This window comes from Nitrospira sp., from assembly GCA_005116745.1.
In the GTDB taxonomy this organism is placed as follows: domain Bacteria; phylum Nitrospirota; class Nitrospiria; order Nitrospirales; family Nitrospiraceae; genus Nitrospira_D.
Map to the genome: position 1 here is coordinate 172255 of SWDS01000007.1, position 14043 is coordinate 186297.

Sequence of the window (14043 nt, forward strand, 5' to 3'; positions counted from 1 at the left end):
GGGAGCAAAACCGGGAGTAGAAAAACTCGAACCCTGGGCTCACACGGAATAAGACTAATCTCCGACTCCCCTTCCATCATCTGGTCCTTCACGTCCATTTAAGCCCTGAGAGGGGTTTGTGGACAGAGGTGACAGACAATGGTCGCTCTCGCAACCCCACACGCTGCTGAGAACCAATCCTACGCCAGGAAATACCAACATTTTATCCACTCAATTCTTGCGCCTAGTTGGTGACCCTCCTAGAATAAACCTCCCTGCGAGGCCCCTATGCCCTTCTCGATTCGTTTCTGGTGGTCGAGAGAGCAGGGAGCCTACGCCCCCTCATGATTCTGGCCACCGCGCACACACCAGACGTGGGCGACGTTGACCTTATTGCTGTTGGCCACGGAGCCAGTTAATAAATGCCCCAACCACGCAACTGTAGGATCTTCCGCATTTGTCGTCGCCGACCAATAGTCGGCAGACCCGACAGTCAGAAACGGCTGGCCCGACTGGAGGGTCGGGCCTGGGGGAGGTACGGAGGGGTGCGCCAGGCTCGCCAGTTCGTGCACCGAGGGCAGCCGCCAGCCTTTGCGGTTGCCGGTCGTGCGGGCTGTGCATTCGCCCCGCACCTGAAACAGAACGAGCAGCAGGGCAATGACGTCAAACACCGCCATGCTCAGAGCAAAGTAGTCCGGGTAGTGCTCCACACCACCCACCAGGTAGGGAAACAGGAACACCGGTAGAGCGCCCAGCGGATATTCTGGCTGAAAGTCCACGTAAGGAGCGCCTCCAGCTCCCTAGAGCTGGGCGGAGGTTCGGTATATGCCTACGTCGAAGCCAGAACCCCATCCGGCGTAGTAGACCTGGAGCAACCGCACGATCGCCCAGAAAATCAGGCTCGCAGCCACCAAGAGCGGCGCTTGTGATGTGGCGGATCGAAGCCGTGGACATGCCAGAACTGATCGCTCAGAAAGGTGGCGATAATTTGCCGACACCGGCGTTGTGGTCAAAGCATTTTTTCGTGACACCATTGACGTTGATTGTTTCGCGTCAGGCCATATGGTTTGCGTCTTATCACAGGCGTCTGCTACCCTCGGCTCCGCTGCGTATCTCTGGTTGGATCTCTGTCTCAGCCTCAAGAAAAACGGTACGGATATGACGAAGGTGGACGCTAGACTGCGTATGATGGACTGGGTCGTACCGCTTGGATTCGGGACGATTCTGTTCTTTGCGGTGCCTTTGCAAACGGCTCTGGAATTGAGTTGGGATGAGGGATACGAGCTGATGAAGGCACTACTTGTGAGCCGCGGCTATGCTCTCTACCTCACCGTATGGAGCGATCAACCTCCGGTCTTCACTGAGCTCCTGGCCCTGCTTTTCCGCGTTTTTGGAGCATCCGCTTTCGTCGGTCGGCTGCTGACCCTCTGTTTTGCCATGACCCTCGTGTGGATGTTATGGAAGCTCGTCAGCAACAGCTTCGGATTAGCAGCCGGTCTGATCGCGACAGCATTGCTGGTGTCGTCCTCATCATTTCTTGAACAGAGCGTCGCGCCCATGACCGAGCTGCCGGCAACGACGCTGGCTCTCGCGTCATTACTATCAGCCTCACGCTACAACTCCACGCGCAGAATGCGGTGGCTTGCGCTTTCGGGCGTGCTATTCGGTTGCGCATTGCAAGTGAAACTTACCAGTGCGATCTTTCTGCCGGCGATGGGTGTGGCATACCTGGACAGGAATGGCCGGAATCTTCGCACCGACCTTCTCCGCGACGTTGCGGTTTGGTTCGGAGCGGTCCTCGTGACGTGGGGCCTCATCGTCCTGAGGTTCTACGGAACGGATACCGTGTGGGAGTTCTGGGCGTCTCACTTCTCCGGATCGACGAACGCCGCTGTGCCCGACAAGCACACATTCAAGCCCGCTGCATTTTTCTTGCGTGCACCATCGCTATCGGCTGCGACCGCATTGGGCATTGCGTTGCTCGCCTCGAAACGCCGACGGGACGTGTTGTGTCCGGCCACGTTGTTTGCCACCGTGCTGGCGATCCATTGGGCACACCGGCCTTACTGGTATTACTACAACCTGCATTTCGCCATCCCGATGGCCTGGTTGGGAGCGTCAGGTATTGTCGGCTGGTTCGGGTTGCTCCGAGATCGAGCCGCGGCTTGGGGGGAGCGCAGGTCTCTGAACCGATTGGCTTGGCTCGTCTACGTGCTTGTGATCTCCCTGACGCTGGCATACACTCCTCGGCACATATGGAGCCACATGCGGGGGTTACAGACTGCTCCTCTCGCGAGTGAGAATGAACTGGTTGTCGCGTTGCGAAAGCGGGCCTCGAGCACAAGCTGGGTATTCGCCGATCGACCGCTCTATCCATTCTGGGCAGGGCTGCTGGTGCCACCCGAAATGTCAGGGATTCCGTACAAGCGTATCTGGTCGGGCAGTGTTACGGAGTCAACAGTGTACCAATGCATCGCACAATACAGGCCTGAGGAGATCCTGTTTATCTACACCCTCTCTGGCTGGGAAACCAGAGAGGCGTTGGCGGCGTATATTCGGGATCATTATGAGCACGATCCTGCTGGGGGCGGCACAAAGCTGTTTCATCGAACGCACTGACGACATCAGTGCGCGCCGACTCGGTTCTGGCAGTACAAAAGAATTGATATCCGCAGCCGGTGCCGCCGTGGGAGTTAGTAGGAGCGGAAGTTACTGACACTCGCAATGGTTCACGACAACCGGAAGGCATGTCTTCGTTGACATTTCATCACATACTTTTCTTGGTTTCCTAAGTCCAAGAACGCTACGGGCCACTAATCGCACTGTCCCCAAAGCTCCCCACCCCCAACCTTGCTTGAATACATGATCATGACAACGAATAGACAGATCAACAGGGATGGACAGCAAGGCCGCCTACGCAATCCCTTCTGCCATGGCATGTTTTCTGCTGATACTAAAGAGTGCCGGACTGAAGATTAATCACCACTACAAGCAGAGGTACTGCCATGAGGGCCGGTGGAGGGGGGTATACGCCCACGCTCCGCGCCACCCATCTTATGTCCCTTCGGGTAATTTCAGTCCTTTGAGCTCGAAGACTTGTTTTAACACGTCCGCTTCCAGCGCTTTCCGTCCTAGCGCCCGCTCCAACTCCTCGACACACTTCCGCAAGCCCAGCACCTGACTCTTGGGAACCATGTCGCCCGATTCCTTGAGCCCCTGAGCCAGGCCGCGCTTCCAGCTGTACATCCACGCGGCATTCACCGCATACTTCCGACAGATCTCCTCGAGCGGGATCCCCGTCTGCCACTCCTGCAACACTGCCAGCCTCTGCTCACTACTCCACCGCCGCCGCCCACGCCCAGTTTGGACCGGTTTCATCACAGTGTCCATTAAGCCCTCTCGCTTATGAGACATGTCTACAATTTAAGTGGGGGGCTCAACACCCTTTCTTTCTTCTGTGGCTGGACACGCGTCCTTCCGTCAAGAGAGGTGGCGCATTACCTTCTTCACGACCATCCAGACTAGTCAATAACAGCTCGGCCATCCGGTTGCCGTCACGCACGGCATAGTTTGTACCGCGATCCATAGGAAAGATTTGCGAGAAATTGCACAAGTAAACGCCTGGGCAAGGGGTGTTGTGTGGGAGGAGCTTTGCCTCCTCGAAGCCGATGTCGACGATGTGCTGTGCGTGACGTAATCGAAACAGCGCATCGTCCACAACCAACGTCGGATCGAACTCGGGGAAGATCTTCTGCAGCTCCTGGTACCAGAGCCGCTTCAGTTCCCCCGCATCCATCGACATGTACTTGTGCTCAGAAGGCACATAGTCGCCGATGTAATACACGTTGAGTCCGCCGAACTTTTCACTCCCGACGAGATTCGTCAGGCTCAGAAAGACCACAAACGGCGAGTTAGGCGTATTGATGTTGTGCCAATAATACGGCGTGAACTTCTGCCGTGTTGCGAATACCTGTACGCAGGCATCCAGATAGTCGATGCTCCGCAAGCGATTGAAGTATGCAGGATCATTTCCTTCGTAACCGGCAATCAATTTCGCGAACACGCTGCTCGGAACCGTTGCCAAAACACGGTCGAAGCGTTCTTCACCAGATGCGGTTTCGACCACCACCTGACCATTCTCATTCTTCAGGCTCGAAACTCTCGTGCTCAGGCGTAAATCGACGCCCTGCAGCCGCTGCATCAATGCATCGATGATTACTTTGAAGCCGCCATCTGCGTAGCCAAGCGCTTCGCCACCAGCCTCGGCGTCCCTGCTATCGACGCGCTGTTTGATGCGTCCCCACAACCAGGACATCGTGACCTTGTCGTAGTAGCGGTCAAACTTGCCACGTAGCAGCGGTTCCCAAATCACATCGGTGACCCGGCTGCCGGCCCACCTACGCAGCCAATTGAGCGCAGTAACGCGACTGAGTCGCCGCCAGTTCTGTACACGCTGGAGCGCTAACACCGTTACTCCCGCGCGGATCCGATCAACAAAGCTGAGGGGTGTAAACTTAATGAGATCGATTGGCGTCATCATCGGGTAGAGGACGTCGCCGTAATAGGTCGAAACAGAAGAAGGGAAATATTTCAGTTTCGGGCCTAATCCGAGTTCATCAATCAGATCGAGGATATATTCATCTGTTTTGTACAAAAAATGGTAGGCTTTCTCCACCGGGAATCCCGCCAATGTAAATCCGGATGCAAGGCCACCGACATCCGGCGATGCCTCGTAAATTGTCACATCACAGCCTGATTGAATCAACCGATACGCGGTAGTTAAGCCCGTCAGTCCCCCACCGATGATGCCGATCCGAGGCCTGATCACTCGGCGACTCCGGCTGAATCTGAATCAACCACCGAAGTCTTTTTGAACGTAATGCGTGAATTGAGGAAATATTGCAAAACAAATACTACCGGGAGTGAAAGGATTTTCCCAAAATTAGCGCCGAGTCCGATCGACCTGCAAAGTTCGATGATGCCGTAACCAGCCGCGTATCCGATTGTCGCGACAATGGCGAACGAGGTCAAACGCCATACGATGTGGTCTACCGTGTGAAAGTTATGGCGGGCGTTGAGGGTAAAGCTGAACAAGACGGACGTCGGTACCGAGATCGAGTGCGCCATCAGCGGCGTGGTGTGGGCGACGTTGAACAACACCATAAACAATGCGACGTCGATTGCGGATGCAGTTGCGCCGATCACGAAGTACTTCACCAAATGTTTGGCCATCCAGGGGAACCGAAACTGATACAGTCGCCAGAGATGCTGTAGATAATAGAGCTGTTGCTGAAAGGTCAGTTTGCTTTCGCCTCTTGTTCGATCCAAAAAAGTGATAGGTATTTCGATCACCCTTTGGCAATTCCCTTTGACGAGGATCTCTAGCCCGATCTTGTAGCCTAACGGCATGAGTGGTGGTGCTGCTTCTAGGATTCGCCGTGGGAAGGCAAAAAACCCAGCCATTGGATCTTTAATGTCGGTCAGTCCTCTCGCGAGAAGGGTTGCGACCTGTGAATTCAACCAGCGAAATACTCCCCATGTTGCATCGGTGGCGCCACCTTCCACATATCGCGAACCAACCACAAAATCGGCGCCCTCTCGAAGGTGCTGAAGGAATCGAGGAATGTCTTCGGGAGGATGGGACAGATCAGCATCCATGACGAGCACATACGCACTTCGTGATTCCCGAATCCCATGGATCACCGCACTCGACAGCCCCCGATTGGAAAACCTGGTGATAAGCCTCATCGGATAGTCCACTGACAGTTCCTTGCAGACTTTGTCTGTCCCGTCTTGGGAATTGTCATCGACTACGATAATTTCTGCGCTAATGCCGGCCCCGTTCACAGCGTCATGTATTCGCCTAGTAAGTTCGGGGAGGTTATCGACCTCGCGATAAGTTGGGACTATAACCACCAACTCGGCAAATATCTTGGTCCGGGGTGTATTCAATTCACCCACCATGATCTCCTGATTTGATCCACGCTACACAATAGCTCAGCAACGAGCGCCACACGGGTGGTCCAAAGGATGCGTTGTGAGGAAAAGTTCCGCCCAACCTTACCCCATTTGTGCAAGAGAAATCGCCATGCTTTTACTCAAAAGAAACCATCTTGTATCCATTCCTGAAGTGGCTATTGATGGTCGGCGGGAAGGGGTGGAGCCTAGCACGCTTCCTTAGAATGCGTCAAACATCACTTGACATACTTAGCTATCAGATAATAGTAAGCTTATCATGCAAGAAAAGGAGGTGATTGGAATGAAGATGGTACTGTTGTTGATTCAAGTGCTGGAGCCGGTCAAGGCGCGATTGGATGCCTTGCGGCAGGAAGGTACGACGGCCAGCGGGTTTATTCGGTACTTGCTAGAAGACCATTTCAGCCGGGCTCCAAGGGTGAGCCAGAAAGGACGGTGAGCGATGGCGCGAGCAGGGAGAAGGGATCGGGGCTTGCTGAGTAAGTTGGACTCGACCGGTAAGCCTGTCTGGTATGTCCGGCTGTATCACGACGGACGGGAACGACGGTTCGGCAGTTTTTCCACCAAGACGAAGGCGCGAGAGTTCTACGAGAAGGCGAAGTTGGAGCAGAAGGAAGGCCGGTTCTTCCCGGAGCGGTTTCAGATCGGTGGGTATGCGAAGCTGGCGGAGGTGCTGGAGGAGTACTTGGCAGCCTTTACAGGTCGATCGGAACGGGATGAACGGCGGTACAAGAAAACCTGGTTGGAGCTGCTGCCGGGAGTGCGCCTCAACGCGATTACGCCAGCCCTCTTGGAAAGTGTGCGAGGGAAATTGTCGGAGGGGGCCGTAGTCCCCAGACCGCGAACCGGTACATGCAGTTTTTGCGGCAAGTGCTCAGCAAGGTGGTTCGGGATGGCAAATTGGCGAATAATCCAGTCAGTCTGATCAAGATGTTTAGGGAACCGGCAGGCCGGTTGCGATTTCTGTCCCCAGAAGAGGAACAAACGCTTTGCTTGGCGGTGGGTCCTGAATGTGCTCCCTGGGTGCGCTTGGCCGCTCTTACCGGTATGCGCCGAGCGGAACAGTTTCGTTTGCAGTGGAAGGATATCGATTTTGAGCGAGGCCTGATTACCTTGCCTGTAACCAAGGCTGGGAGGGTGCAGTATGTGAAACTGAATGGAGAAGCCAAGACGATTCTGCGCGAGTTGGACTCCATGGCAGCCAAGGCCCAAGCCGTGACGGAAGCTGAGGCCATCGCCGGAAGACAGAAGTCGGCTTCTTGTCGGTCTCAATGGGTCTTTCCTAGCGAGAATCCTGACACGCATGTGGACCCACGGGACTTCTATCGTCGGGTGCATCTTCCAAAAGTAAAACAAGCAGGGCTGGACGGCGTGACTCGGCACACGCTGCGGCATACTTTTGCGAGTCGGTTGGTCATGAGCGGGTCTACGGAGGGCACGATTGCCGCTCTGTTGCGGCACAGCTCCACGGCCTTGGTGAGACGGTACGCTCATTTAAGTCCATCCCACTTACAAGAGGCTGTTGAGAAGGTGACGAGGTTTAGGAAAACCGAACAACCAGTCGAGCCTGAGAAACAAGTGCCCAAGGCCGTGGCGAAAGGGGAAGGGGAGTCAGCAGAGCGACGTTGTGAGACGGGACTCAACCCGTTAGGGTCAGTTCAAACCGTGACAGAAACCGTGATGGGTGGGTACGGCCGATGGGCAGCCGAGTGATAAGTTGCGGGATTTATTGGTGGCGGTGGGCCGGATTGAACGGCCGACCCGCGGCTTATGAGTCCGCTGCTCTGCCAACTGAGCTACACCGCCACGTTGAAGAATGCAGATGATAGCCGAAGACGACGGTCACTGTCCACCGACTGGACAGGACATAGCCATGCCATGTCTGGCTGAAGTTGTTCAAAACCTGTTATGGTTTTAAGGGACTGTTTGAGAGGATGAAGATGTCGATCGGAGACAATCGTGCGGTGGTCATCACGGGGGCTTCCACTGGAATTGGAGCGGCCTGTGCGCTTCATCTGGACCAGTTAGGGTTCGTGGTATTTGCAGGGGTGCGAAAATCGGAAGACGGCGTAGCCCTTCAAGAATCAAGTTCCGATCGGCTAGTGCCGGTGGAACTCGATGTGACGGATCTCGCAACCATTCAGAAGTCCTGCACAGTGGTTTTGGAAGCGACGAGAGATCGTGGACTCTTTGGACTGATTAACAATGCTGGGATTGCAGTCGTGGCGCCACTCGAAGTCGTACCGATCGCCGACCTTCGTCAGCAGCTTGAAGTGAATGTCATCGGGCAGGTGGCCGTCACCCAAGCGTTTCTTCCATTGGTTCGGCAGGCACGAGGACGAATTGTCAACATGGGTTCCATCGCGGGACTCGCAGCGATGCCGCTGATGGGCCCCTATTCGGCCTCGAAGTTTGCGCTGGAAGCCATGACAGACGCCTTGCGTCTTGAAGTCCAGCAATGGGGGATCCATGTCTCGATTATCGAGCCGGGTGCAATCACGACGCCTATTTGGAACAAGTCGGCGATCGAGGCAGCTGAGCGAGAGGCTGCCATCGAGACGGAACTTCGAACCCTTTATAAGCCTGTTATAGCTGCGATGAGGAAGGTCGTGGGAGAAGCTTCAAAGCGAGCGATCGCGCCTGATGCGGTCGCAAAAGTGGTTGAAGAAGCCCTAACCGCTCCGACTCCGAAAACGCGGTATCTCGTTGGGACTGATGCCAAGCTCCGCGCACTACTGGTGAAACTGCTTCCCGACCGGATCTCCGATCGGCTGTTGACCTGGATCCTCAAATTGCCTCACTGACCCGCTACGGTCGGTTTGGCCACTCCGATGCCAAGATCCTGTTTCAAAATGTCGAATGGAGGAAACGTAACTGTTTGTGGGTTCGTCGTACGATACAAAATCTAAAGAAGCTGGGAGTAGTTAGCCGACGAGATCTGGGTTGAGACGGGTCAGGGGTTTGACAGACAGGGCTTTGATCTCATTGTAAATGATTGTACGGCCAACTTGTCTGAGGCGACTGAAGACACCCTCGACAATCACTTGATCACCTTCGTGGACTTCTAGCTGCCCAAGGCTCACAACTTTCAATGTGCCAGCCTGGTCTTGCAGCAGAAATCCATAGGCTGGTTGCCCTTGACGATTGGTGGCTAACTGCACGGTCATGACCTTTCCAGTGACCATGACGTCTTGATGATCGTACTGCTCTGGGTGGGCCAGGAGCTCCGAAATCTCAATCAGGCTAGCAGCTGCTGCTGGGGTCGCCGTGCCCAGTCCTCCTGGCAGGCAAGGGCAGATCAAGAGGAGCAGGAGGAAGACAGCCACTGATGTGATAAATGGTGAGGGAGTGGAAGATTGTGTTGTCATTGTTGAACATAATTATACCGAACTGCTGGTAATTGGCAACTGTGAAAGTTTACCATTTGTCGGAGGCTCGACCGCTGACATCCTCTCCGATGAAATTGTGGAGAATGTGGTGCTGCAGCTCCGTGAGTTCTGCAGGGCTGGCCTCGTTCTGCGGTGCGAGCAACTCCGGATCTTTCGATCTTGGCGCCGTACGTGTGAGGAGCTCTTCATCCAGCGCCTCGTTGCTGGCGTCTACGTCCTTCTGTATGGCGACTAGCCGTTGGAGTCCGAACAAGGTGCGGGTTGATTCACTGTGCATGGCGTTGGAACTGGCTCCATACACAAGCGAATTCCAAAATTTCGTTTCAGTGGTCTCCGGTATTCGAATCACGGCGTAAGCCGCCAGTTTCTCAAGTAACGCTGACTCAGTCTGCTCGAGCCCATCGTAGGTCGCGATCGATCGTTCGATGGAGGTACGAGAAAGTATCTGCAGGGTGTCCTTCCAGAGCTCCAGGGAGGGAGTGCCTCCTGGTACCGGACGGATCCCTGAGCTTTTGGCCTGCAGTGCGGTGAGATATTGAGACAAGAACTTGACCTTGCGCGCGGCCAACGTACTGGCTGGAATTCCCCAGATATGGCCGATTTCATGATCGAGTAAGATTGTCTGATCCGATGTCCGCTGCTCACGCTCGGCTAGGTCGAGACGTTTCTTGAACCGTTCAGCAAACCGGAGCAGTGTTTGCATTTCAATGGCCAGCCGTTGCCGTTGATATTCCTCCGCTGTCACCTCGTTGTGTTCCCAATGCTCCTCCAGCAGCCGGAGTGTCGCCGTGGGGACGGCGGACCGAGCCTGGGATTTGAGCGTGCCGATCGTTTCGACAGATACACCACGGTCGGCGAGCAGGAGGGCGGCTCGAGAGACGAAGGCCTCTGCCATGTGGGCCTGATGTTTCAGGACTATGCACTGAAGCCAGGTTCGTTCTCGTCGAAGTCGAGCCCGTCTGCGGTATTCGTTCCGGCGATCCATCATTGCGGTGATCGATTCCTGGGTCATCGTGGTGACGGGCTTCTTGCCGGAGACACATCGAGGATCCGGTCGATCCGCCACCATAAACAAGATTTCCTCGTGGGTGACGTCGAGATACTGGATCAGCAACAGTCTGAGAATGATGCGACCTTGGATCGGCAAGCCGGCGACGACATCTTCAATCATCTCGGCGGTCAGCGGCGATGCCATGACTGCGTGTGTCATATGTTCTTTCAGGCGGTGAAGGCCAAGGTTCTAAGGTGTACGCAGGGCTGAGACGGTACGACTCATATCTGATGGCTGACTAGGCTGTGCCGGTCCGTTGCTCACGTTGTTCGAGTTGAAGTGCGACATATTCACGGATGTCTTGTATGCTGCCGCTCAGGAACATTTCCCGTGGGATTTCTACCCGCACAAGCTGGGAGGGGTCGATCCCTCGGTCTTGGGCATAGAGTTCATCGATATACAGGCTCACCGAGCCATCAGGAAAACGCAAGGCATAGAGAGCGGTGGTATCAGCCATGAGATCCCAACGAGTGACAGTGTAGAGGTAACACAGGCCTCGTCGGACTGTCAAAGCCGCAGAAACGTGTGTGAGTGGTAAACCGTCATCGGTAGGCACTCTTCATTTTCATGGACCTATCGCAGTATCCGGCTTCGTGTGAGAACGGAGATTGTGGAGAAGATCATGACAACCCTCGCAGGGAGTTTCTGATGCGGGAAGGCTTGAGCCATATGTCCTTGCGAGAGCTGGCTGAGTCCTGGGAGGACTATCGAATACTGCAGGGCCCAGGTTGACTACTTTCCCAAGCCAAAAAAAGGGCCTTCGATCGTTATGATCGAAGGCCCTAGGACTCACTCTGATCCAGATATCTAGCCGCCGAGGGTGTCGAGGGTTTCCTTGAGGCTCTTCCGAATGCACGTGAAGATGGGGGTATCCCGCAGCGTATAGCGTGAGCCCTCTGTCTCCCGTAGCGCCATCACTAAGTCCAGAAAATCCTCCGGCTTGTCGCTTTCAAACGCTACGACCCATTCCTGATCGTCCAACCCAAACGAATATGTCGTGTTCAGCTTCACGGAGGGGAATCGATGTCCCACTTCGATGTGCTCGTCCATCATGCCTTGCCGTGCCGCCTTCGTCAGCAAAAACCATTCCCTGGTCTTCAAAAACGGATAGACGAAGATGTACTTGCTTTTCCCTGGGACCACCGTCAATCGTTTGCCTTCCTGGCCTGCATGCGAGTGATGATCGACGTACACGGATCGTTTGGTGATCGCCAGATAGGAGTAGGGGGTCGTGAGGTACTGCCCTAAGCCGGAGGCCAGCATTTTGGTCGTCATGTCCTGGAACAGGTCGAGATCATAGCTGATACGCCAGAGCATGAAGTCGCAGTCGCCGCGAATACCGATGGTCGAATAGGGGACCAGGAGGACTTGTCCGTTATACTCCTCCACCGCGCGGAGGAATTCCTGCTTGCCCTGCGTCCGCACATCTTCTGGCAACCGCCGCCAAGCGGGATCGACTTTATAGAATGCAAAGTTGACGTACTGACGTCGAGGGGCCGCCGGGGTAGAGGGTGTTTCAGGGGTCGACATTACCAAACTCCTTTAGTATCAAGTAGCATCAATAGAGGAGCGCCTCTCCTCAAGTCTTCTTCGTTTAGCACTTCCCCTTCTGTCTTGTCAACGGGAGGCCAGACCCGAACTGTTCGTTGACAGGATGCCGAGCTTCTGGTACTGGCAACCGCATGCAATCAGTGGAGCGGTTCGCGTTGTGATCAACCCGGCTCAGATGGAATAGACTGCGTATCGCGTATGGCAACAGCGTCGCCGCATAGGTATCTCGCAGAAACAATCGCCATTGGGTCAGAACTGCTGGTGGGTGGACGGACCGACAGCAATTCTCTGCTCATTGCAGACGCACTGGCCACGATCGGTGTTGAAGTCAGGTTCAAAACCATCGTCGGAGATGATCAGTCGGACATTGCCGGGGTCCTGACGACAGCTTGTCGTCGGGCAGGAATTGTAATTATGACGGGGGGCTTGGGTCCGACGGTTGATGATTGCACCAGGGAAGCCGTCGCGTTGGTCACGGGCTTTCGATTGGCTCGCCGCAAGGAAGCCTTCGAGAACATGAGGGCCAGGTTGGCTCAATGGGGGCGAACACCCAATAAGGGGCAATTACGACAAGCGTTGATTCCGTCCAAGGCGACCGTGTTGCCGAATCCAGTTGGGTCGGCCCCGGGGTTTGCGATCACCTGGCGGGGGACTCACATGATCGCGCTGCCTGGTGTTCCCAGCGAAATGAAAGCCATGACGGAGCAATCGGTTATTCCACTATTGGCCGCTCAATTTGACCGATCGGCGCAAGCGCGTCCCTCTCCCATCTCACGATTGATCTTTCATACCTGGGGATTACCGGAGTCTGATGTGGATGCCAAGTTGAAGGGATTGATTCCCAAACGGACGCCGATTGCCCTGGGGCTGCTGGCCTCGCCGACAGGCGTACTGGTGTCGCTGACGACCAAGGCTCATCGATCGATCAAGGAAGCCGTGCTTCAGTCATTGGCGGAAGGGGTTCGTACGAGGTTGCGTGAGTGGATTTATGCCGAAGGACAGGAGACGTTGGAGGAAGTCGTCGGTCGTATGCTCAGACAACAGAAACTCACCGTTGCCGTAGCTGAATCGTGCACGGGAGGATTGATCGGACATCGACTGACACAGGTGCCGGGATCATCCGCCTATGTCGACCGTGGGGCGCTCTGCTATAGTAATCGATCCAAAACAGAGATGCTCGGAGTGTCAGCGGGTCTTTTTGCGCAGCATGGGGCAGTCAGTCGGGAAGTCGCGGCGGCGATGGCGCGAGGGATGAGGGAACGGGCAGGAGTGTCCGTGGCCGTGAGTGTCACGGGTATCGCGGGACCTGGCGGTGGGACTGACACAAAACCAGTCGGACTGGTCTATATCGGACTCGACGGAGGCAAGGGCGATACCGTGATAAAGGAGTGTCGATTCCACGGAGACCGGTTTGTGATTAAACAGCGGGCTGCACAGGCAGCGCTCGATCTGCTTCGTCGTTGGCTGATTGGAAGGGGAGAAGTATGATCCGGACCTTTTTAGCCGTCGAGGTCAGTGACGAGGTCCGTACCGCGATCTCCCAGGCACAGCACGATCTCAAGGAACGGCTCGGCGCCGATTCTTCTAAGGAGATCCGCATCACCTGGGGACAAGCAAATTCGTTTCATCTCACACTGAGGTTTCTCGGAGAGACGGAGAAGCACCTCATCGACCAACTCCGTGAAACGATGGCGCGTGTCAGGCGGTCTCATCCGACCATTCAGATCCCGATCGATCGGCTCCAGGCCTTCCCAAGTTTCGAGAAACCGCGGGTACTGTGGGTCGGTCCATCTGAAGCGTGGCTTAAAAGTGAACCAGCCAAGCGGTTGGCGGCGTTGCATCGGGAGATAGAATCTTGCTGCCACTCGTTTGGTGTTCCAGCAGACGAGAAGCCCTTCAACCCACATCTGACACTGGCGAGGATCAAACTCGGTGAACGACAGGTCGGGGAGCTGCTCGCCACAAGTGGCGTCTGTGAGCAGGCACTGCCATTAGGGTCGATGACAGTTGGGCCGATTGTGCTGATGAAAAGCCATTTGCGTCCAACTGGCCCCGTCTATACGAAACTCTGGGAAGTGGTGTGAGGGGGCAGACCAT

Annotated in this window: 14 protein-coding genes and 1 tRNA gene; 6 read left to right on the plus strand and 9 right to left on the minus strand. The window is 55.3% G+C overall.

Features of this window, described 5'->3' with window-relative positions; translation table 11 throughout:
- Positions 1-311: 311 nt before the first annotated feature.
- Positions 312-689, minus strand: a complete 378-nt coding sequence (locus tag E8D52_11605; GenBank protein TKB67903.1) for a DUF1566 domain-containing protein — start codon at positions 687-689, stop codon at positions 312-314.
- Positions 690-1041: 352 nt separating this feature from the next.
- Between E8D52_11605 and E8D52_11610 the strand changes: the two genes are divergently transcribed.
- Positions 1042-2598 carry a glycosyltransferase family 39 protein gene (locus E8D52_11610; GenBank protein ID TKB67904.1) on the plus strand — a complete coding sequence of 519 codons (1557 nt, stop codon included), beginning with the start codon at positions 1042-1044 and terminating at the stop codon, positions 2596-2598.
- 435 nt (positions 2599-3033) lie between these two features.
- On the opposite strand, the gene E8D52_11615 is transcribed toward E8D52_11610, so the two are convergent.
- Genes E8D52_11615 through E8D52_11625 form a run of 3 tightly spaced genes read right to left on the minus strand, consistent with a single transcriptional unit; the run spans position 3034 to position 5943 of the window.
- On the minus strand, positions 3034-3393 hold the full coding sequence (locus E8D52_11615; GenBank protein ID TKB67905.1) for a hypothetical protein: 360 nt from the start codon (positions 3391-3393) through the stop codon (positions 3034-3036).
- Positions 3394-3415: 22 nt separating this feature from the next.
- Entirely contained in the window at positions 3416-4807 is a 1392-nt protein-coding gene (locus tag E8D52_11620; GenBank protein TKB67906.1) for an FAD-dependent oxidoreductase, read from the minus strand.
- Complete coding sequence (locus E8D52_11625) at positions 4804-5943, minus strand: glycosyltransferase family 2 protein (protein TKB67907.1); 1140 nt, start codon at positions 5941-5943, stop codon at positions 4804-4806. Before E8D52_11625 ends, E8D52_11620 begins: the two co-directional genes overlap by 4 nt.
- Before the next feature lie 454 nt (positions 5944-6397).
- Between E8D52_11625 and E8D52_11630 the strand changes: the two genes are divergently transcribed.
- Together E8D52_11630 and E8D52_11635 are read left to right on the plus strand one after the other, a co-directional pair.
- Positions 6398-6880 carry a hypothetical protein gene (locus tag E8D52_11630; protein TKB67908.1) on the plus strand — a complete coding sequence of 161 codons (483 nt, stop codon included), beginning with the start codon at positions 6398-6400 and terminating at the stop codon, positions 6878-6880.
- Complete coding sequence (locus E8D52_11635) at positions 6808-7668, plus strand: site-specific integrase (GenBank protein TKB67909.1); 861 nt, start codon at positions 6808-6810, stop codon at positions 7666-7668. The genes E8D52_11630 and E8D52_11635 overlap by 73 nt, the downstream gene beginning before the upstream one ends.
- A gap of 17 nt (positions 7669-7685) precedes the next feature.
- On the opposite strand, the gene E8D52_11640 is transcribed toward E8D52_11635, so the two are convergent.
- Positions 7686-7761, minus strand: a tRNA-Met gene (locus E8D52_11640).
- Between the two features lie 134 nt (positions 7762-7895).
- On the opposite strand from E8D52_11640, the gene E8D52_11645 reads away from it, so the two are divergent.
- The gene (locus E8D52_11645) at positions 7896-8759 is read left to right on the plus strand and encodes an SDR family oxidoreductase (GenBank protein TKB67910.1); all 864 of its coding nucleotides are present in this window, start codon (positions 7896-7898) and stop codon (positions 8757-8759) included.
- A 120-nt stretch (positions 8760-8879) separates the two neighbouring features.
- Here E8D52_11645 and E8D52_11650 read toward each other — a convergent pair whose 3' ends face one another.
- The 4 genes from E8D52_11650 to E8D52_11665 form a co-directional block, all read right to left on the minus strand.
- Positions 8880-9323 carry a hypothetical protein gene (locus tag E8D52_11650; protein ID TKB67911.1) on the minus strand — a complete coding sequence of 148 codons (444 nt, stop codon included), beginning with the start codon at positions 9321-9323 and terminating at the stop codon, positions 8880-8882.
- Positions 9324-9372: 49 nt separating this feature from the next.
- The gene (locus E8D52_11655) at positions 9373-10554 is read right to left on the minus strand and encodes a hypothetical protein (protein ID TKB67912.1); all 1182 of its coding nucleotides are present in this window, start codon (positions 10552-10554) and stop codon (positions 9373-9375) included.
- A gap of 79 nt (positions 10555-10633) precedes the next feature.
- Entirely contained in the window at positions 10634-10852 is a 219-nt protein-coding gene (locus E8D52_11660) for a hypothetical protein (GenBank protein TKB67913.1), read from the minus strand.
- Between the two features lie 350 nt (positions 10853-11202).
- Positions 11203-11925, minus strand: coding sequence for a chlorite dismutase (locus E8D52_11665; protein ID TKB67914.1), 723 nt, complete (start codon positions 11923-11925; stop codon positions 11203-11205).
- A gap of 219 nt (positions 11926-12144) precedes the next feature.
- Here E8D52_11665 and E8D52_11670 point away from each other — a divergent pair, with 219 nt between their 5' ends.
- Positions 12145-13434, plus strand: coding sequence for a competence/damage-inducible protein A (locus E8D52_11670; GenBank protein TKB67915.1), 1290 nt, complete (start codon positions 12145-12147; stop codon positions 13432-13434).
- Positions 13431-14030, plus strand: a complete 600-nt coding sequence (gene thpR, locus E8D52_11675; GenBank protein ID TKB67916.1) for an RNA 2',3'-cyclic phosphodiesterase — start codon at positions 13431-13433, stop codon at positions 14028-14030. Before E8D52_11670 ends, thpR begins: the two co-directional genes overlap by 4 nt.
- Positions 14031-14043: the final 13 nt, after the last annotated feature.